Origin of the sequence: Pseudidiomarina taiwanensis (assembly GCF_003987435.1) — a bacterium.
In the GTDB taxonomy this organism is placed as follows: domain Bacteria; phylum Pseudomonadota; class Gammaproteobacteria; order Enterobacterales; family Alteromonadaceae; genus Pseudidiomarina; species Pseudidiomarina taiwanensis.
This window is the reverse complement of the sequence record NZ_PIQG01000003.1, coordinates 86,568-104,991: the sequence shown is the minus strand read 5'-3', so window position 1 is coordinate 104,991 and position 18,424 is coordinate 86,568. Positions and strand designations below refer to the sequence as shown.

At 52.1% G+C, this 18,424-nt stretch carries 15 protein-coding genes; 5 read left to right on the top strand and 10 right to left on the bottom strand.

Translation table 11 applies throughout. The features are described from left to right. The first annotated feature begins 13 nt into the window (after positions 1 to 13). Positions 14 to 658: an orotate phosphoribosyltransferase gene (gene pyrE / locus CWI83_RS07225; RefSeq protein WP_126827610.1), complete on the top strand. Its 645-nt coding sequence runs from the start codon at positions 14 to 16 to the stop codon at positions 656 to 658. Between the two features lie 4 nt (positions 659 to 662). On the opposite strand, the gene CWI83_RS07220 is transcribed toward pyrE, so the two are convergent. Further along, positions 663 to 2,369 (bottom strand): type 1 glutamine amidotransferase family protein, encoded by a 1,707-nt coding sequence (locus tag CWI83_RS07220; protein WP_126827608.1) that lies wholly within the window; start codon positions 2,367 to 2,369, stop codon positions 663 to 665. A 106-nt stretch (positions 2,370 to 2,475) separates the two neighbouring features. On the opposite strand from CWI83_RS07220, the gene CWI83_RS07215 reads away from it, so the two are divergent. The 3 genes from CWI83_RS07215 to fieF are packed head-to-tail and all read left to right on the top strand — an operon-like array spanning position 2,476 to position 5,369. Continuing rightward, positions 2,476 to 3,930 (top strand): substrate-binding periplasmic protein, encoded by a 1,455-nt coding sequence (locus CWI83_RS07215; RefSeq protein WP_126827606.1) that lies wholly within the window; start codon positions 2,476 to 2,478, stop codon positions 3,928 to 3,930. A gap of 20 nt (positions 3,931 to 3,950) precedes the next feature. Then, the gene (locus tag CWI83_RS07210; protein ID WP_126827604.1) at positions 3,951 to 4,415 is read left to right on the top strand and encodes a tRNA (cytidine(34)-2'-O)-methyltransferase; all 465 of its coding nucleotides are present in this window, start codon (positions 3,951 to 3,953) and stop codon (positions 4,413 to 4,415) included. Between the two features lie 15 nt (positions 4,416 to 4,430). Further along, entirely contained in the window at positions 4,431 to 5,369 is a 939-nt protein-coding gene (gene fieF / locus CWI83_RS07205) for a cation efflux pump FieF (protein ID WP_126827602.1), read from the top strand. Here fieF and CWI83_RS07200 read toward each other — a convergent pair. From CWI83_RS07200 to CWI83_RS07160, 9 genes are all read right to left on the bottom strand, one after another. Beyond that, positions 5,275 to 6,249, bottom strand: a complete 975-nt coding sequence (locus tag CWI83_RS07200; protein WP_126827600.1) for an alpha/beta fold hydrolase — start codon at positions 6,247 to 6,249, stop codon at positions 5,275 to 5,277. The genes fieF and CWI83_RS07200 overlap by 95 nt on opposite strands. Then, positions 6,242 to 7,654 (bottom strand): sensor histidine kinase, encoded by a 1,413-nt coding sequence (locus tag CWI83_RS07195; protein WP_126827598.1) that lies wholly within the window; start codon positions 7,652 to 7,654, stop codon positions 6,242 to 6,244. Before CWI83_RS07195 ends, CWI83_RS07200 begins: the two co-directional genes overlap by 8 nt. 3 nt (positions 7,655 to 7,657) lie before the next feature. Beyond that, positions 7,658 to 8,335, bottom strand: coding sequence for a response regulator transcription factor (locus tag CWI83_RS07190; protein ID WP_126827596.1), 678 nt, complete (start codon positions 8,333 to 8,335; stop codon positions 7,658 to 7,660). Between the two features lie 98 nt (positions 8,336 to 8,433). Further along, a complete protein-coding gene (gene ntrC / locus CWI83_RS07185; RefSeq protein ID WP_126827594.1) occupies positions 8,434 to 9,897 on the bottom strand; it encodes a nitrogen regulation protein NR(I) in 1,464 nt (487 codons plus the stop codon). Further along, positions 9,888 to 10,991 carry a nitrogen regulation protein NR(II) gene (gene glnL, locus CWI83_RS07180; RefSeq protein WP_126827592.1) on the bottom strand — a complete coding sequence of 368 codons (1,104 nt, stop codon included), beginning with the start codon at positions 10,989 to 10,991 and terminating at the stop codon, positions 9,888 to 9,890. Before glnL ends, ntrC begins: the two co-directional genes overlap by 10 nt. Next, entirely contained in the window at positions 10,981 to 11,547 is a 567-nt protein-coding gene (locus tag CWI83_RS07175) for a DUF4124 domain-containing protein (RefSeq protein WP_126827590.1), read from the bottom strand. Before CWI83_RS07175 ends, glnL begins: the two co-directional genes overlap by 11 nt. 9 nt (positions 11,548 to 11,556) lie before the next feature. Continuing rightward, positions 11,557 to 12,969 carry a glutamate--ammonia ligase gene (gene glnA, locus CWI83_RS07170; RefSeq protein WP_126827588.1) on the bottom strand — a complete coding sequence of 471 codons (1,413 nt, stop codon included), beginning with the start codon at positions 12,967 to 12,969 and terminating at the stop codon, positions 11,557 to 11,559. 192 nt (positions 12,970 to 13,161) lie between these two features. After that, entirely contained in the window at positions 13,162 to 16,281 is a 3,120-nt protein-coding gene (locus tag CWI83_RS07165) for an efflux RND transporter permease subunit (protein WP_126827586.1), read from the bottom strand. Then, the gene (locus tag CWI83_RS07160) at positions 16,274 to 17,224 is read right to left on the bottom strand and encodes an efflux RND transporter periplasmic adaptor subunit (protein WP_157980380.1); all 951 of its coding nucleotides are present in this window, start codon (positions 17,222 to 17,224) and stop codon (positions 16,274 to 16,276) included. Before CWI83_RS07160 ends, CWI83_RS07165 begins: the two co-directional genes overlap by 8 nt. 169 nt (positions 17,225 to 17,393) lie before the next feature. Here CWI83_RS07160 and CWI83_RS07155 point away from each other — a divergent pair, with 169 nt between their 5' ends. Continuing rightward, entirely contained in the window at positions 17,394 to 18,410 is a 1,017-nt protein-coding gene (locus CWI83_RS07155; protein WP_126827582.1) for a CNNM domain-containing protein, read from the top strand. The last annotated feature ends 14 nt before the right edge of the window (positions 18,411 to 18,424 follow it).

The window sequence follows — 18,424 nt, the reverse complement described above, 5'->3', positions numbered from 1 at the left end:
TAACGGTACTTAAATGAAACCTTATCAAAAAGAATTCTTAGATTTTGCCATCGCCCGTGGGGTGCTGAAATTTGGCGAGTTTACGCTAAAGTCAGGGCGCAAAAGTCCGTACTTTTTTAACGCTGGCCTATTTAATCAAGGCGCAGATTTAGCGCGTTTGGGCCGCTTTTATGCCGCTGCATTGCAAGACAGTGGGGTCAACTACGACATGCTGTTTGGCCCAGCCTATAAAGGCATCCCTATTGCCACAGCTGCCGCCATTGCACTGTTTGACACCTATCAAAAAGACGTGCCTTATTGCTTTAACCGCAAAGAAGCCAAAACTCATGGTGAAGGCGGCAACTTAGTTGGCTCACCCCTTAAAGGCAAAGTCATGTTGGTGGATGATGTGATCACCGCCGGGACCGCGATTCGCGAGTCGATGGAAATTGTCCAAGCGAACCAAGCTGAGCTTGCGGGCGTGCTGATTGCGCTTGATCGACAAGAAAAAGGCCAGGGTGAATTAAGCGCGATTCAAGAAGTTGAACGCGACTTTGGCGCGAAAGTGATTAGCATTGTTTCGCTTAACGATGTGATTACCTACTTACAAGATAGCCCAGAGCTGGCCGAGTATTTAGACCAGGTCCGGGCTTATCGCGCGACCTACGGTATTGCCTAGCCGCTTAGAATTGCGCCTGTGGTTGGTAGACAATGCCAACCCGGGCGTTTAGCACTTGGCACTCGCCACCTGCTTTTTGCACCTGGGTATTGTCATCCCGCATCGCCACCAATTTATAAGCACTTTGTAGTAATTCAAAGTTCGTCGCATCTTGGCAGAACAAGCGCAATGAATCGATCATGCCACGGTTATCCAAAAAAGCATTAGTGGGCGTTTCGGTAACCACAGTACCGGTGCTAGCAAAACTCACATCTGCAAGATCATATTGGCCCGGTGCACCGGCTTCGAAACGGCCTGAACTTCCTGCCATTAAATAACTAAAGCCTGAGGCCACCGCGGTATCGGTTTGTTGCGCGCCTTGGGCGAAGAACACCCCACCTTCACCGGCAATGCGGAAGGTGTTGCGGTTCACGTTCACCAGCAGTGCGGTGGCATGGTCAACGCCAATGCCAAGTGCAACCGAAGTGGTTGCCGCAAGGCGCAATAACCGACCTTGGCGGCCATTCCCCGAAAACTCGCTATCCAAAATACCGTAATCGAATAAGCCTAGCCCCCCAAGTGGATGGTAGGTCAGGCTATCAGCGGTTAAATCGCGCCCACAGGTAGCGTTAATATCACAGCCCGGCGCCGGTGCATCAGCGGCAATCGCACCGCTTGCTAAGGCTTCGGCGCTGGTCCCATTACTGAGCATCACTTGTGAACTAAGCGCAGCAACCGCGCCACCGGCGGCACCGATGACCAATTTATTGGCGTTATTGCGCAAGTAAAGCTCGGTCAACAGCGGGGATGGCTGGCCCACTGGATTGACTAATGCTTTACGAATCAGATGGGCATCGCCCGCAGCGAAGTACACCGCATCGGCATTACGCACCATCTCGACACCTGCTGCCGCTGAGCCACAGAACTCAACCTGCTCAGCGTGCTTGGCCGGGAACACTCGCTCCCGTTGCCAGCTTTTTAAAACTTCCTCGCGCACTTGCGCCAGCTCGCCGCACTTGCCTTGTAATTGCGCTTGATAAACAGCGGCATCAACCGGTAACCAGCTCACTTCAGCGCCAGCGGCACGAAATACATTTAAGTAATAGTCGACTTGGTTATAAGGGTCGCGTGCTCCAGCATTGACCACCAAGACTCGCGGCTTGCCGTCATTGCCATTGGCCGCAGCGGCTCGCTCGGCTTGGCCGATAAAGGTATCAAGCAAGCGGCGCTCCGCGAGTGCTTTGGTTTCGCGCAGGTTTACTTGCTCTTGCAAGCTATCGGGCAGCGGTGTTTCGAGTGAATCGAGGATCAAGTTCCACTCGGTATCCGAGAGGTTGTTGTATAAATCTTGCAACGCCCGGCGGGTAAACTCTTCTTGGAACACTCGCTCGTTAATGGTGTTGTCTTGAATGCGTTGCTTAATCAGGTCAATGGCACCGGCGACGCGATCGCGGATCTCGCGGCGGTTATACGGCCAGTTCTTATCATCCAACATCGGCTTGACGTAGCGATCGGTCAGGTTCAAAAAGCGCTGCGAGCGCATGGTCTTCACATCAATCCAATCGGTATTCAGACAATTTTGTGGCGCCATACTGCTACATAGAGCCAGCGCACTGCCATTCAGCACCAATTGATACTCGGGGCCTGACATCGCATCAGCTTGGCTTAAACTTGGCGCACTCGCCAGCATGGCAACTGGGATCAACACCCGTTTGACGGCACTTCGTAGCATCTCAGTTCTCCTTTAATTTCACTGCCTTCAGTCTAGCATTTTGTTGCAGGCTTTTGTGGTATCATAAGGCCGTTATTTTTCGCATAGGTTCAATTTGGGGGTGCTTATGCAGTGGCAACGAATGAATCCAGCAGCGTTTGTATTCATGACCTTTATGCTCAGCTTAGTGCTGCTGAGCTCGGCATCATTGTATGCTCAGCAAGCCCCCACCGCCGAAGCCATTGAACTCATTCAAGCACCCGCGGCCACTGATGAGAGCCAGATGCTGACCTTTCGCGCCCCCTATCAAGGCCCATTTACCGACTATGTGAAAGAGTTAATCGAGCTGGCCTATGCCAATATGGGCTATCGCTTAAACTATGTCGAGATGCCGCGCAGCCGCAGTCTTACTGAAGCCAATGAAGGCCGCCTCGCCGGTGAATTAGGGCGGGTGCCAGAAATTGCCGAAGAGTTCCCTAATTTAATTCGGGTTGAATTCCCGGTTTTCTCATTCGAATTAGTCTTAGTCGCGCGGCGCAAAAACTGTGGCGCGTGTAGCTTAAGTCAGGTGCAAAATTTTGCCTACATCAATGGCATGCGCTCGGTCGAAGCGGTCATTCGCGAGCACGATTATCAGGGCGAAACCGTGGCGTTAAATGATATCGACCAGCTCCACCAGATGTTTACCAGCGGACGGGTCGATGCCGTGCTCATCAATGACTTTGAAGCGCGTGAGCTGGGTTACTTTGACGATCGTCATCTCATCGCGAACCCCATGCTACAAAGCAATGGCTACCACTATCTCCATAATCAGTATCGCACTTTGGTGCCATTTTTAGAGCGTGAGCTTTATGCCTTGCACGATGCTGGAGTGCTCGGTGATTTATTGCGCAAACACAATGTCGTCATGGCCCCCCCGCATGGCGAGCTGCCTGACAGCGCAGTGCCAACCCTTGAGGTTGCTGCAGGCTATCAACCCGGCTTGCTCAATGCCGACGGCACGGGACAATATTGGCAAGTGCTCGAACAAGTTCTTACTCCTATGACTGAGAGCTTGAATCTACGCACCTACACCCACCAAAAAGCCTTCTCCGGCTTTATTGAGGGTCATCATGATATTTTAGTCGGGGTCTATGCGGGTCACCAACCAGCGGAGAGCTTGGTTTCACGGGTTCATTTTGCCTATGATCAGCCGCGCTATCTGTTCGCCTTAGATTCAGACATGTTGGCGCAAACCAAAGCGGGGGAATCTAACCGCCCGATCTGTTATGCCAGTGGCTATGGCGTGCGTGAGTTTTTACCCAACACCATAAACTTTTATCGTGCAGATACAGCGTTTGATTGCTTCAATTTGCTCAATATGAAACGTGTGGCTGGTGTCATCGCATACGCGAACGAGCAACCCGCCAGCATCCGCCAAACCTATTATCTTGAGCAGTTGCACGATTCACTGCCATTGCATTTAGCCTTTCAAAATAATCTAACCGGGCGCAAACTAAAGCGTTGGTTTGATGCCCGCATGCGCGAATTAAGTGAAGCAGGGCAAGTGAACTTATTGCCCGTTGAGGCTGATGCGCTGTAATCGAAATGAGTATCTGAATCATGTTCCATATTGCATTATTTAACCCTGTGATGGCGGCGAATACAGGGAATATTATCCGCCTCTGCGCCAACAACGGCTGTACTTTGCACTTAATCGAACCTTTGGGCTTTGACCTCGAAGAGAAAAAATTACGCCGGGCCGGGCTGGATTATCATGATTTAAGTCGGGTCGAGCGCTATCCAGACTTTACCGCCTTTAAAACAGCGATGGGGAGCCGACCTATTTACGCGATCACCACCAAAGGCACCCGTAGTTATACCGAGGTAGCGTTTCAGCCCGGTGATGTGCTCTTGTTTGGCTCAGAAACCAGCGGTCTCGCGCCGGATGTCATGGCCCAAATTGCCCCGAGCGAGCGGCTGCGCATCCCCATGATGCCAAATAATCGCTCTTTGAATTTATCCAACAGCGTCGCTCTGGTAAGCTACGAGGCTTGGCGTCAAAACGACTTTGTTCACGGCCAATAGGACCCGTAGCATTTCATGACTAAACACCGCGACTATGCCTTTTGGGTAAAACTTGCGACCCGCGCTTCAGTGACGGTGGCGCTGCTGTTGATTGCGGCAAAGTTTGTCGCTTGGTGGTATACCGACTCGACCAGTATGTTGGCCTCGTTGACGGACTCGATGCTCGATAGCGTGGCCTCCCTGTTCACCTTTTTCGCAGTGCGTTATGCCGTGGTTCCTGCTGACAATGAACACCGTTTTGGGCACGGCAAGGCCGAGTATCTGGCCGCCTTGGTGCAGTCTGCTTTAATTATTGGCTCGGCCTGCTTACTGATCTTTCATGCCGCAACACAATGGTGGCACGAAAACCCTGTGCATGTGCCGATTTATGGGGTTTACGTCTCACTGTTTGCGATCGTGTTAACCCTCGGTCTGGTGACCTTGCAGAATCTAGTTGTGCGGAAAACAGGTTCGAAAGCTATTGCTGCAGACTCGCTGCATTTTACTTCCGATTTGCTGCTCAATACGGCGGTAATTTTAGCCCTCGGCTTGAGTGCGTATGGTTTTATCTGGGCAGATAGTGTCTTTGCGCTGATTATTGCCGGCTATTTAGCCATAGGCGCCGCACGGATTGGTTGGGATGCTTTTCATCATTTGCTCGACCATGAGCTTCCACCTGAAGAGCGCGCGCAAGTGATTGCAGTGCTCGACAATACCCCTGGAATTCGTGGCTATCATCACTTAAGAACTCGTGCGGCAGGGCCAACCCGCTTTGTCCAAGCGCACATCGAATTGGACGACCACTTAACCTTGTTGGCCGCCCATGACATCACCGATAAAGCTGAAAAAGATATCGCCGATTTATTCCCCGAAACCGACGTTATTCTGCATATGGATCCACAGTCCGTTGTACCAGATAAAGCTGATCAAGCAACGCCTCTAGGGCCGGACGACGAAACACGTCCGCTTCCATAAATACTTCGTGCCGACAATTCGGAATCATTAACAAGCGACTGCGCGGATGTTGCAGCATAGCGGCAAAGCGCTTTTGTGCTTTTAAATCGACAATTTTATCGCCGCCCGCTTGGATCACAGTGACCGGAATCGTGATTTCGTGGGCAATCATTTCTGCTTTATCGCAGGCGACCAGAGCTTGCCGCACCCAATTAAACGTTGGCCCACCAAGTTTGATATCGGGGTGGGTTTCATATAAATGGCGGAACCAGTTGTAGCGTGCTTCGCTATGAGTCAGCTGATTACGGGTAAACGGAATATGGTCGTAATCGCCACTGCCGAAAAAGTACCAGGGCTTATTCGGGCTCAGCCAGCGATTTAAATAAGCTCCTGCACTAGCAATCAGATGCGCCAACCAGCGCGGCACTGCGCCTGTATTAATCCCAATCATAGGCGCTGAGAATACCGCCGCTTGAATGCTCGCCGGCGCTTTGCCTGCCGCCAAGTAAAGCGCAGCGATGGCACCGCCCATTGAATGCCCGAGAATGACCCCTGGAAGATCTTGTGGCAACTTTGCAGACATCATGTCGACGAATGCTTCGAAATCACCGACAAAATCGTTAAAGTCGTTGATATGCCCCCGTTGCGGATGATCGCTTTCACGCTCCGAATGGCCTTGCCCGCGATGGTCAAGTATCGCCACGGCATACTGCTGCTGAGCGAGTTCGTAGACTAACTCTTGATACTTGATTCCAGCTTCTAACCGGCCAGGACTGACCCACAGCACCGCACGTGGCTGCTCGGGCAAGTACAAATAAGACGTTAAGGTCAAGCCATCGGGACGTTCGATTGGATACTCGACAACGTGCTGATGCCAAAAAGCATCAAATTGCTCATGCATTGGTCAACTCCGTACTACTGTGTTGCTCGGATGATGCTGGTAGTGGCAGTTGAATGGTTACCTCTAAGCCGCCTTCAGGATGATTGGTCGCACTCACGTTGCCACCGAGTACTGCCGCGGCACGTAAACTGAGTGCCATACCAAGACCGACTCCAGCTTTGTGATGGCGTGATGGATCGCCCCGGTAGAAAGGCTCAAAAAGCTTCTCAAGAACATCTTCCGGAACACCTTCGCCATAATCACGAACCTGTATGGTGAAGTAATCGGAATCGCATTGCTCACAACTCAATTCCACCTTACCGTCAGTATATTGCAGTGCATTTCGCACCAAATTTTCGATTACCAAACGCAGCAGCTCAGGGTCACTCTCAATGGTCGGCCAATCACCTTGGCCATCGAGCGGAAGCACCTGTACGCGCTGGCCGTGCGCGGCATCCACATAGCTCAAATCAGCCGCTAAGGTTTCAGCTAACGCGCGGGTATCAATGGTGCTGGTTTCAAGGGCAACCAAACCATTTTCAAGTCGCGATAACGACAAAATTCGTTCGATAATGGCACTTAAGCGTTCGACATCGCGGCTTAACTGACTTAGATGCGGGTTATCCGCTCCTTCATCGCTCTCATCTTGGCTTAACATAAGCGCGACTTGCATACGTGCTAAGGGCGATCTTAGTTCATGCGAAACATCACTTAATAGGCGCCGCTGCGCATCTCGGGACACTGCTAGGTCATGAGCTGTCGTTTGTAGCGCACGGGCCAACAAGCCCAACTCGTCGGTGCGTTTAGGCAGTCGTTGTAGCTCCGGCTCAGCGCTACCCTCAGCTATTTCGCGGGTAGCTTGGGTTAGCCGTTTGAGTGGCTTGACTAAGTAAATACCCAGCAAGACCGCGATGATGCCGCTGCCAACTAACAACGCATAGGTTTGTGCTTGTTGGGCTTGCTGTTCATTCACGGCCTTATCGACCTGCTCGGCAGCGGTTAGAGGGCGACTTAACAGCACCCGCTTCTCGCCAAGCTCTGGATGATTTAACACAAAGGGTCCCAGCAACATCAGACTTTTTACTGGCAGTTGCTCGGCTTGAGTCGCATCCAGTTGTTTCAGTAACACCCGCTGATGCGTGGTCGCCAGCACGGTATCGAGTTTAAGTGGGTCGCTACCACGCTCAACATAGCTCGCCACCACCCGATAATCACCGGCAACGAGGCGCCCAGGCGCCAGTGAGCGCACCGTTTGTGGGTCACTGAGCAAAGGCGTGAGTGAACGTTCGATGCTTGGCTCTAATGGACTTGCTGTAATCGGCGTACTAAACCACAACGCCAGCACATAGCCGCTGCTGGCCACCGTAAATAACAGGGCCCAAAACAGCAGCAATAAGCGCAGACTTAGCGAGTGGTACCAGCGCATAGGTTAAGCCAACTGCAGCAATCGATAACCGCGCCCACGCACGGTCTGAATGCGCTCGGGATTGTGATCGATCTTCTTGCGGATATTGCTGATATGTACATCAAGGCTGCGATCAAACGGCGCTAACTGGCGCCCAAGTGCCGCAACCGAAAGCTGGTCTTTACTCACCACCTGTCCTTTCCCTTGCACTAAAGCGCGCAGGATATCGAACTCGGTTGGGGTCAAGTCTAACTGCTGCTTGTCGCAGCGCACTTGATTATTGAGCGGGTCCACATAAAAACCGGCATACTCACTTGGCTCAGGGCGTACAGTGGTATTTGGCGTTCGGCGCAATAAGGCTTTTACACGCGCCACTAACTCACGTGGATTAAACGGCTTCGGTAGATAATCATCGGCGCCAAGTTCAAGCCCGGCAACGCGGTCATCATCATCACCACGGGCGGTCAACATGATCACAGGAGTACTGCGTGATTGCTGGCGTAAATGCTGCAACAGCTGAAAGCCATCAATACCTGGCAACATGACATCGAGTAGAATCAAGTCGTAGCTGCCGCTTAAAGCACGCTCAAGTCCGGTTTCGCCATCGGCGGCGAGTGTCAGCTGATAGCCCTCGCGGGTGAGAATTTGTTCGAGCATTTGGCTCAGTTCAGCATCGTCATCGACGAGTAACAATTTGGTCATGGCCGTTTACCCCTGCCTTTGCAATGTTAAGACGTAGGATACGATAATAAGCATATCTTGCCTAACTGCATTAGTGTCGCAGCTGATTTACCTTATCTTTACTTTGCCTTGGCGAGCTGGGCGAGCAGCGGGGCCAACTCTTTTTGCTTGCGGGTCAAGGTGTTGCGTCCCCAGCCTAACAGCTTGGCCGCGTCTTGTTTGTGACCACCGCTAAATTCGAGGGCTTCGTGTAATGCGATGGCTTCGAGGGTGGGAAGTTGCGCCGCAAGCAGCCCTGCTTGCCCCGCCGCAAATTGTTGGCGGAGTTGGCGCCGATACAAATCTTGCCAAACGACATGATTATCAGCGACTTTGATGTCATTTGACGCGCTAACCATGTCGTTTGAGCCTGATTTGATGTCGTTTGGCAAGTCGCTCACATCAATCCGATTACTTGGCGCCATCACAGTGAGCCAGCGACAAGTATTCTCTAATTGCCGCACATTACCTGGCCAATCGAATGCTTGCATGACCTCGAGCGCCGCACTACTGAGTTGTTTCGGCTCAGCCCCGAGCTCTTCTGCAGCACGCTGCATAAAGTGTTGCGCCAACTGCGGGATATCACTGCGGCGCTCAGCAAGGCGCGGTAAGGTTAAACGAATCACATTGAGCCGATGCAGCAAATCCTCACGGAATAGGCCTTCGCTGACCCGCTGCTCAAGGTTTTGATGGGTCGCAGCAATCACCCGCACATCGACTTGCACCGGCTGATAACTGCCAACAGGGTAAAACTGCCCTTCGGCCAACACCCGCAATAACCGCGTTTGCACTGGCATCGGCATATCACCAATTTCATCTAAAAATAGCGTGCCTCCATGGGCTTGCTCGAAGCGCCCGTGGCGACGTTGGGTGGCGCCGGTAAATGCGCCTTTTTCATGCCCAAACAACTCAGATTCAATCAGCTCTGCTGGAATCGCCGCCATATTAAGCGCAATAAACGCCTTCTTCGCCCTCGGGCTATGTTGGTGCAAAGCGCGTGCAACCAGTTCTTTACCTGTCCCCGATGCGCCATTAATCAGCACCGTCACACTTGATTGCGATAGCCGCCCAATGGCGCGGAACACGTCCTGCATTGCCGGTGCGTTGCCGATAATTCCGGTTTCTGGGGGTGAGCTTGGCGCGCTGCTTGGGGCGGCTTCGATTTGGCTGCGCTCAAGTGCTCGGCGCACGGTTTGCAGTAGCTCATCAATATCAAAAGGTTTGGCAATATACTCAAATGCCCCGCCCTGAAAAGCACTTACGGCTGAGTCGAGATCTGAGTGCGCGGTCATTACAATCACCGCCACTTGCGGATACTGTTCTTGCATTTTGGCCAGTACCTGCAAACCATCCTCACCCGGCATCCGAATATCGGTGAGCAACACTTGTGGTTGGGCATTGGCAAGGGCTTGATACAGGCTATCGGCGTCTTCAAAGCTTTGTATCTGCGCATCGAGCCGTGCTAACGCACGCTCTAAAACCCAACGAATCGAGCTATCATCATCTAATACCCACACTTGCGCAGAGGCTTGGTCTAGTTGCATATCAAGGTCTCCACATAAGGTAAGTACAAGCTAAACTCGGTCGCCCCGGGCTCGCTTTGCACTTCGATTTTACCCGCATGCTGATGCACAATGGTTTGCGCAATCGAAAGCCCAAGCCCGGTGCCCTCCGCACGGCCACTGACCATAGGGTAAAATAAGGTGTCTTTAAGCGCTGTCGGGATGCCCGGGCCATCATCGCGAATGCTAATCACAGCGCACGCTTTGTAGCGCTTGCCGTAAAGAGTTTGTTGATGGACAATTCGCGTTTTAACGGTAATGGTTCCCTGCTCGCTAATGGCCTCCACGGCGTTCATCAGAATATTCAAAAACGCTTGCTCAATGGCATCGCCAGCCACTGACAATTCGGGCAAGCTGGGATCATAATCGCGCTGCCACTGAATTGATTTTTGCTCATTATCGTTCACGCTCAATGCCGCAACTTGCACCGCTCGTTCCAGCAACGCGTGGATATTTTCGGTTTGTCGCGTTGGCATTCGGTGCGAGCCGAGCATCCGATCCACGAGCACCCGCAAGCGGTCCGCTTGGCTCATGATTAAGTCTGTATATTCACGTAATTCGGGTTCTTTGAGCTCACTAGCGAGTAATTGAGCCGCACCGCGCAAGCCCCCGAGCGGGTTCTTAATTTCATGGGCAAGCCCGCGGATCATACTTTGCGCCGCTTGCAGTTGCTGTTGCTGCGAGGTCTCTTGGTTGATGCGTTTAATTTGGTCAATCTGCCGCAGCTCCAACAAAATGTGCGGCGTCTGCTCAAGCTGAATCGGCTGCGCGGTGAATTCGAGCGTGACTTTATGCTCATCATGAAACATCGCAACTACCTCGCTATCCGAGACACTTTGGCCCTCGTCCATAGCTTCTTGCAGCAGCACAGGATCAATCGAGATAAACGCGAATAAACTAAAGAAAGGGGTGTGAGTGAGGCGTTTGCGACTGCCATCAAGTAAGGCCTCGGCAGCGGCGTTCATATATTGAATGGTCAAGGTCCGATCAAGCGCCACCACAGCGGTGATTTGTAAATCAAGCAAGTGTTGCACCATGTTGGTGCAATCAGCTTCAGGTGCGACCTTAACTGCCATTTTGCGCGGCACCCGCAGGATTAATCACCGACGCCCGCATCACATACACCACGGTCACGTCAGAGCGAGCCAACTCAGTGCCATCGGCCGCCGTCACCCGGACTTGCAAGCGCCGCTCGCCACGGTCGACATTGTTAAGAGTGACTTGCGTGAGAGGGCCTGAATAGGCCATTTTGCCGTCAACCCAGAGTTGATAAATCGGCTGACTGGCAAGCCCAATAATATCGGCGCCCCAACTTACATCGAAGCGGCCATCATTGGCGCGAATGGTTTCTTTTTGGCTGGGCGAGAGAATATAAGCGTTGGCTTCAACGGCATCGAGGCCATCACTGGTGATCACTTGCGAAGCTGCTGCATCGGCTTGTTCAGGAGTGGTTTTGCGAGCGGTGGTGAATTCACTCACCACCGTCTCGACTTCAACTTTTTCAGCATCTTGAGTGGGTTGGTCACTGTAACGGCAGTTACCGTCTTTATCACAGTGTTTGTAGATTTGTGCTGACGCCCCTGCAGAAAATGCCAGGAGTAGCGTCGCAACAAGCCCTACCAACCCACGCATGACCTCACCTTAAACAGAGTAGTAAAGGTCAAACTCAATTGGGTGCGTGGTCATTTTCAGCTTCATCACGTCTTCTTTTTTCAACGCGATATAGGCATCAATCATGTCATCAGTCATGACGCCACCGGCTTTCAAGAACTCACGATCCGCATCCAATGCTTGCAACGCTTGCTCGAGTGATTCCGCCACAGTTGGGATCTCTTTAGCTTCTTCAGCTGGCAAGTCATACAAGTCTTTATCCATTGCATCACCTGGGTGGATCTTGTTTTTAATTCCGTCAAGACCCGCCATCAACAAGGCAGTGAAGCACAAGTATGGGTTTGCCGCTGGGTCAGGGAAGCGTACTTCGATGCGGCGCCCTTTCGCACTTGGGACCACTGGGATACGAATCGATGCCGAGCGGTTACGCGCTGAATAAGCCAACATAACTGGCGCTTCGAAACCAGGGACCAAACGCTTGTAAGAGTTGGTTGATGGGTTTGCGAACGCGTTGATTGCACGGGCGTGCTTGATAATACCGCCAATGTAATACAATGCAGTCTCACTCAAACCGCCGTACTGGTCACCAGCAAACAAGTTCTGGCCGTCTTTTGCCAAGCTCATGTGCACGTGCATACCTGAACCGTTGTCACCAACGAGTGGCTTCGGCATAAAGGTTGCGGTTTGACCGTATGAATGGGCAACGTTGTGCACCACATACTTGTAGATTTGGATCTCGTCGGCTTTTTTCATCAAGGTATTAAAGCGCGTTGCCACTTCGTTCTGACCAGCGGTCGCAACTTCGTGGTGGTGTGCTTCAACGAATAAGCCCATGTCTTCCATGACAGTACACATGGTGCTACGGATATCGTGCGCAGAATCAACCGGTGGAACTGGGAAGTAACCGCCTTTTACGCCTGGACGGTGGGCTTTGTTCCCGCCTTCGAATTCGCTGCCTGAATTCCACTTGGCTTCGTCTGCTTGAATTTTGTAGAACGAACCACTCATGTCGGTGTGGAAACGCACGTCATCAAACAGGAAGAACTCTGGCTCTGGGCCAAAGAAGGCTGTATCGGCAATGCCTGAACTTTGCAGGTAAGCTTCTGCACGACGAGAGATTGAACGCGGGTCACGGTCGTAACCTTGCATGGTGTCTGGCTCAAGAATGTCACAGACCACGTTAAGGGTCACTTCGTCAGTGAATGGGTCAAGTACGATTGAGCTGCAATCCGGCATGAGCACCATGTCAGATTCATTGATGCCTTTCCAACCGCTGATTGAAGAACCATCGAACATTTTTCCGTCTTCGAAAAAGTCTTCATCTACAGCTGAAACAGGAATCGTCACGTGTTGCTCTTTACCCTTAGTATCGGTAAAGCGTAAGTCGACAAAACGAACGTCGTTTTCTTCGATAAAAGCCATGACTTCTTTAGGCGTTGACATAGTGTCCTCCACAATCGCGCAGTCGGTCAAAAAACCAGAATTAAATAGACCTCCACAACTAAGCAAAAGCTGTGCCAACTTTTAGGTCTGGCGTAAATCCTCGCTAGATATGAAAAAAGCGGCACAAGGCCGCTTTTTATCTGTAGGCATCACCTTAATTTGCACCATTATAATGCAAATTATTGCACCATGCTAGTGCATTTGCCGCCGTAGGAGCGAGGCATACAAGAGTGGAATCACCACCAAGGTGAGTGCCGTCGACACCGCGATGCCGAAAATTAAGCTAATCGCTAAGCCATTGAAGATGGGGTCATCCAAGATAAAGAAGGCCCCAAGCATGGCCGCGATTGCGGTTAACACAATCGGTTGTGCCCGCACCGCGGCGGATTCAATCACCGCATCGTTAAGCGCCTTGCCCTCGGCCACTTGCTCTTTGATAAAATCAACCAGCAGGATCGAGTTGCGCACGATGATCCCCGCGAGCGCTATCATGCCGATCATTGAGGTGGCGGTGAACTGCGCCCCCAAAATGGCATGACCCGGCATAATACCGATCAGCGTTAATGGAATCGGTGCCATGATCACCAGTGGCACCATGTAGCTGCCAAAGTGACCGACCACCAGCAGGTAAATCAGCAGCAAGCCCACGGCATACGCTAAGCCCATATCACGGAAGGTCTCGTAAGTGATTTGCCATTCACCATCCCATTTCAGCGCAGCTTCGTTCCAAGTATCTGGCTGCGAGATATAGGTCTGCGGCACGTCAATATCGCCGGCTGCGGCAAACAAGCCATAAAGCGGGCTATCAAGTTTACCAGCCATATCTGCGGTTACATAAACCACTGGCCGTAGATCTTTGTGATAGCGCCATTGCGCATACGGTTGTTCCACCCGCTCAATCAACTCACTCAGTGGGACTGCGGCACCCGTGGTCTGACTGGTCACAGTTAAGCTCTCGAGTTGGGTCAACTGACCTTGCCAATCAGCAGGTAAACGCAAAATCACTGGCACCGGCTGGGTTTGCTCAGGCAGGGCGAGATACGTCACATGCATCCCGCCAAGTGCAGTTTGCAATACCCCAACCACTTGCTCATTGCTAACCCCAAGTTGAGCCGCCCGCGCGCGATTGATTTCCCAGACCTCTTCGCTGCGATCCGCCACCAAAGTGCTATCAATATCAACCACACCCTCGGTTTGCGCCAGTTGTGCCAGCACTTTTGCCGCGGCTTCTTCGCGCGCTTGCTGTGATGGCCCATAAACTTCGGCCACAATTGGTGCCAGTACTGGAGGTCCAGGTGGCACTTCAACGATTTTCAGTGAACCGCCCATCGCTTCCGCAATCGGGGTCAGCAAAGGTCGCACTGACAGTGCAATCTCATGGCTCGCGCGATCACGCTCTGAGGCATGCTGCAAGGTCACTTGGACATCCCCCATGTGCGCACCTTGGCGTAAATAGTACTGTCGCACTAAGCCATTAAAACCAATCGGTGAGGCGGTCCCGGCGTAAATTTGGGTGGCCTCAACTTCCTCGACTTGATCCAGCGCTTGCGCTAGTTCGACCAAGACTGCATTGGTGGTTTCAAGCGGCGTTCCCTCTGGCATATCAAGAACCAGTTTGATTTCGCTCTTGTTATCAAACGGCAGCATTTTCATGACGACCGCTTGCACAACAGCCAGCCCCATCATGGCGACAATCAGACCGATTAAGCCAAAGCCCATCAAGTAACGACGTTTGCGATGCTCAAGCAACGGCTTCATGATCTTATTAAAGAAGCGATGCAATTTGCTATTTTGCGCCGTTTCGTGATGCTCGTCTTTTAAGAAGCGGCGGGCTAACCACGGCGTCACGGTCAGCGCGATCAAGAGCGACAGCAACATCCCAAGCGATGCGTTAATCGGGATTGGGCTCATATAAGGGCCCATCAAACCACTGACGAAAGCCATCGGCAATAACGCGGCAATAACGGTGAAGGTTGCCAAAATTGTTGGTCCACCCACTTCATCAACTGCCCGTGGAATGGCGGTTTTGAGGGATTTCCCTAAACCTAGATGGCGGTGGATGTTCTCTACTACCACAATCGCATCATCCACCAAGATACCGATGGAGAAAATCAACGCGAACAAGGAGACTCGGTTGAGGGTAAAGCCCCATGCCCACGATGCAAATAACGTCGTTGCGAGGGTCAAAACAACTGCGGCGCCGACCACGAATGCTTCGCGTCGACCTAAGGTAAAGAGAACTAAAGCCACCACCGAGATGGTCGCAAAAATCAGTTTTTGAATAAGCTTCGAGGCTTTCTCGTCGGCAGTCTGACCGTAGTTGCGGGTCACATCGATGGTAACTTCTGGTGGCAACCATTCGGCTTTTAAGGTTTCAAGCCGAGCCAATACATCTTGCGCAACCACCACAGCGTTTTCGCCGGCTTTTTTGGTCACCGCCAAGGTTACTGCTTGCTGGAGTTCTCCGTCACGACTGCGCGACCAGACATAGCGCGAGGGTGCCGCGGCGGTCTCGGTTACCTCTGCAATTTGCGATAAGCGCACCGGCTTGCCATCGACCGACGCAACAATCAAGTTGCGCAAACTTTCGACGCTATCGATAAAGCTCCCCGCTTGGACTGGAATCGCTTGATCTTGGGCCAACCGGTAACCCGCTTGACCGCTCACGTTCTGGCTCGCAAGCGCTTGCGCGATGCGATTAAAATCTAGCCCGACTCGCGCCAGCGCACTATCATCAAGGGTCACATTAATTTGCTCAGGCTCAGCGCCAATCACATCAATTTGGCGCACCCCCGCGACGTTTTGCAACGGCACTTTCAGGGTGTCAGCAATGGCTTTTAAATCGACCCCATCAGCGGTTATGGTCAAACCGAGAATAGGTACATCATCAATGCCGCGCGCTTTGACTAACGGCTGACTGAAACTTGGGTGCAAACTCTGCCAACTGGCCAAAGTATCAAATAAATCAACCAAGGCTTGGCTGCGCGGAATACCGACCTCGAACTGCACGGTCACCAGAGCTTGGCCCGGTTGCGAGACTGAGTAGATATGCTCAATCCCAGGCATCCGCGAGAAGTGTTGCTCAAGCGGAGTGGCGAGTTGATGTTCAACTTGACCCACATCTGCGCCCGGGAAAGCGACCATCACATCAGCCATGGTCACATCAATTTGTGGCTCTTCTTCACGCGGCGTAATCAAAGCCGCCATGATACCGAGGACCAAGCCGAATAACGCGAGCAATGGGGTCAGCTGTGAGCGCTCACCCCACGCGGCGAAACGGCCGGCTATGCCAAGGGGTTTTTGCTCACTCATAAACAATAACCTCACCCGCAGTTAAGCCACTGACCACTTCAACTTGGTCGCCGTTCTGTGTACCTAAGCGCACTGCACGCCAACTTTGGTCCGCCAAGCGGACCAGAGTGAGTTCGCCTTGGTGACGAATCGCTTGTTGTGGCACTAAAATACCTTGGTGCTCACCCACTTTAACTGCAACCGGCTGCCACTCACCTGGCACAAAACCACTATCACTTGGCAAGATTAAGCGCAGTCGTACTGTACTACTTTGGCTGTGTACGGTTGGGAAGAGTTGGAATTCAGTGGGCTGGATACCATCCACTTGGGCTTGTGAAAATTGCCCTGCGCCAGCGGCATAATTGGCGGGCAAGTCAACATGCAAACGTAATTCATTCGGGTCAAAGCCTGACATCAACGGGGTGCCCGGCTGCACTAATTCGCCTGGCTCAACCAAACGCTCACTGACAATGCCTGCGTATGGCGCGCGGACTTCGGTGTAGGAGAGTTGCTCTTCGGCGCGACTGGCAGCAGCTTTGGCCGCGCGCACTTGTGCTTTAGCATTATCAAGACGTGCTTGCGCCCGGTCTAATTCAGCCACCGGTACTAATTGCCGTTCGACTAGACTGCTAACGCGGGCGAATTCTTGCTGCTCGGCAACCAAAGTTGCTTCCGCTGCGGCCACTTGTGCTTGCGCTTGAGTGAGCATTTGATATTGCTCGACTGAGGTGATTGTGAGCAGGCTTGCTCCAGCTTCAACTTGGTCGCCAACATCCACAAAGACTCGCTCGACACGACCGGATACTTGCGCTGAAATGGTTGCGCTATTGGTCGATTCGACCACGCCTTGCGCATGAATCATCTCCGCAACTGTGCTGGTTTGAACTGTGACCTCAGTCGCGTGAACTGTCGCTGCGAACCAACTCGAGAACAGGGTAAGTGCAACAACTGAAAATGACCGCATGACCATATATTTTCTCCTAACGGACTATTTCGTATTTTTCTAAAATAGGATTATGCGAATTATTTTATAGAAAATCAAGCTCAGTCATCCGCAACATCATGATGCTAAGCATAGACAGAGAATCGAAATTTGACGACAATGGCGGTCGGTTAGTCACTGAGAGACCCTTATGGTTTTGCTGATTGTTTTCGCTTTTATCGCGGTGGGCATTTCGTTTATTTGCTCCATTTTAGAAGCGGCATTGCTGTCGATTACTCCCAGTTTTATTGCTCAGCAAAAAGAGAATAAGCCAAAATTGCAAGCGCAACTGGCGGCTTTAAAAGAGAACATTGATCGGCCTTTGGCGGCTATCTTAACGCTCAACACCGTCGCCCATACCGCTGGAGCGGCCGGGGTCGGCGCGCAAGTGGGTGTGGTCTTTGGTGATGGGTATCTCGCGCTTGCCTCAGCCGTGATGACAGTTTTGATTCTGGTCCTCTCAGAAATTGTCCCAAAGACGATTGGGGCAAAATATTGGCGTAATCTCGCTCCCATACTGCCGGCAACCCTTAACTTTTTAATTTTAATCCTGCGCCCATTTATTTGGCTTTCAGACAAAATCACCCAGCGTATTGGTGGCAGTGGCGAAGGTGATATCGACTTGCGTGCTGAGATTAAGGCGCTTGCTGCGCTCGGTCGTGAGCAAGACGTGATCGATGCCGATGAGCGCCGAGTGATCGCGAACATTATCGATTTGCATACGATTCGGGTGCGCGATGTCATGACCCCACGCACCGTCTGCCAAGCCGTCCATCCTGAGCAAACCGTCGCAGACTTCGTTGAACAAGTGAAGACCTTGCCTTATTCGCGCTTCCCGGTTATCGATGATAACGAAGAGCCGCACGGCATTATTTTGCGCAATGAAGCACTCGAAGCGGAGTTGAATCATGAAGTTCGCGAGCTCGCCCGCCCAGCTGAAATCGTTGCCGAAACGGTGAATGTGGAAGTGGTTATGACCCGTTTACTGGAAACTCGCCAGCATATGGCCTTAGTTTACGATGAACATGGGTCATGGATGGGCTTGATCACCCTCGAAGATATTATCGAGACCATCTTGGGCCAACCCATCATGGATGAGACCGATATTATCCCCAGCTTACGTCACTACGCCCAGCAGCGTTGGCGCAAGCGCCTGAAACGCAGTTAAACAGTGATTTGGCT

What these genes read in the sequence shown, in the direction of transcription:
- pyrE (WP_126827610.1), top strand. Translation starts at nt 14, where the DNA reads ATGAAACCTTATCAAAAAGAATTCTTAGATTTTGCCATCGCCCGTGGG.
- CWI83_RS07220 (WP_126827608.1), bottom strand. Translation starts at nt 2,369, where the DNA reads ATGCTACGAAGTGCCGTCAAACGGGTGTTGATCCCAGTTGCCATGCTG.
- CWI83_RS07215 (WP_126827606.1), top strand. Translation starts at nt 2,476, where the DNA reads ATGCAGTGGCAACGAATGAATCCAGCAGCGTTTGTATTCATGACCTTT.
- CWI83_RS07210 (WP_126827604.1), top strand. Translation starts at nt 3,951, where the DNA reads ATGTTCCATATTGCATTATTTAACCCTGTGATGGCGGCGAATACAGGG.
- fieF (WP_126827602.1), top strand. Translation starts at nt 4,431, where the DNA reads ATGACTAAACACCGCGACTATGCCTTTTGGGTAAAACTTGCGACCCGC.
- CWI83_RS07200 (WP_126827600.1), bottom strand. Translation starts at nt 6,249, where the DNA reads ATGCATGAGCAATTTGATGCTTTTTGGCATCAGCACGTTGTCGAGTAT.
- CWI83_RS07195 (WP_126827598.1), bottom strand. Translation starts at nt 7,654, where the DNA reads ATGCGCTGGTACCACTCGCTAAGTCTGCGCTTATTGCTGCTGTTTTGG.
- CWI83_RS07190 (WP_126827596.1), bottom strand. Translation starts at nt 8,335, where the DNA reads ATGACCAAATTGTTACTCGTCGATGACGATGCTGAACTGAGCCAAATG.
- ntrC (WP_126827594.1), bottom strand. Translation starts at nt 9,897, where the DNA reads ATGCAACTAGACCAAGCCTCTGCGCAAGTGTGGGTATTAGATGATGAT.
- glnL (WP_126827592.1), bottom strand. Translation starts at nt 10,991, where the DNA reads ATGGCAGTTAAGGTCGCACCTGAAGCTGATTGCACCAACATGGTGCAA.
- CWI83_RS07175 (WP_126827590.1), bottom strand. Translation starts at nt 11,547, where the DNA reads ATGCGTGGGTTGGTAGGGCTTGTTGCGACGCTACTCCTGGCATTTTCT.
- glnA (WP_126827588.1), bottom strand. Translation starts at nt 12,969, where the DNA reads ATGTCAACGCCTAAAGAAGTCATGGCTTTTATCGAAGAAAACGACGTT.
- CWI83_RS07165 (WP_126827586.1), bottom strand. Translation starts at nt 16,281, where the DNA reads ATGAGTGAGCAAAAACCCCTTGGCATAGCCGGCCGTTTCGCCGCGTGG.
- CWI83_RS07160 (WP_157980380.1), bottom strand. Translation starts at nt 17,224, where the DNA reads ATGCGGTCATTTTCAGTTGTTGCACTTACCCTGTTCTCGAGTTGGTTC.
- CWI83_RS07155 (WP_126827582.1), top strand. Translation starts at nt 17,394, where the DNA reads ATGGTTTTGCTGATTGTTTTCGCTTTTATCGCGGTGGGCATTTCGTTT.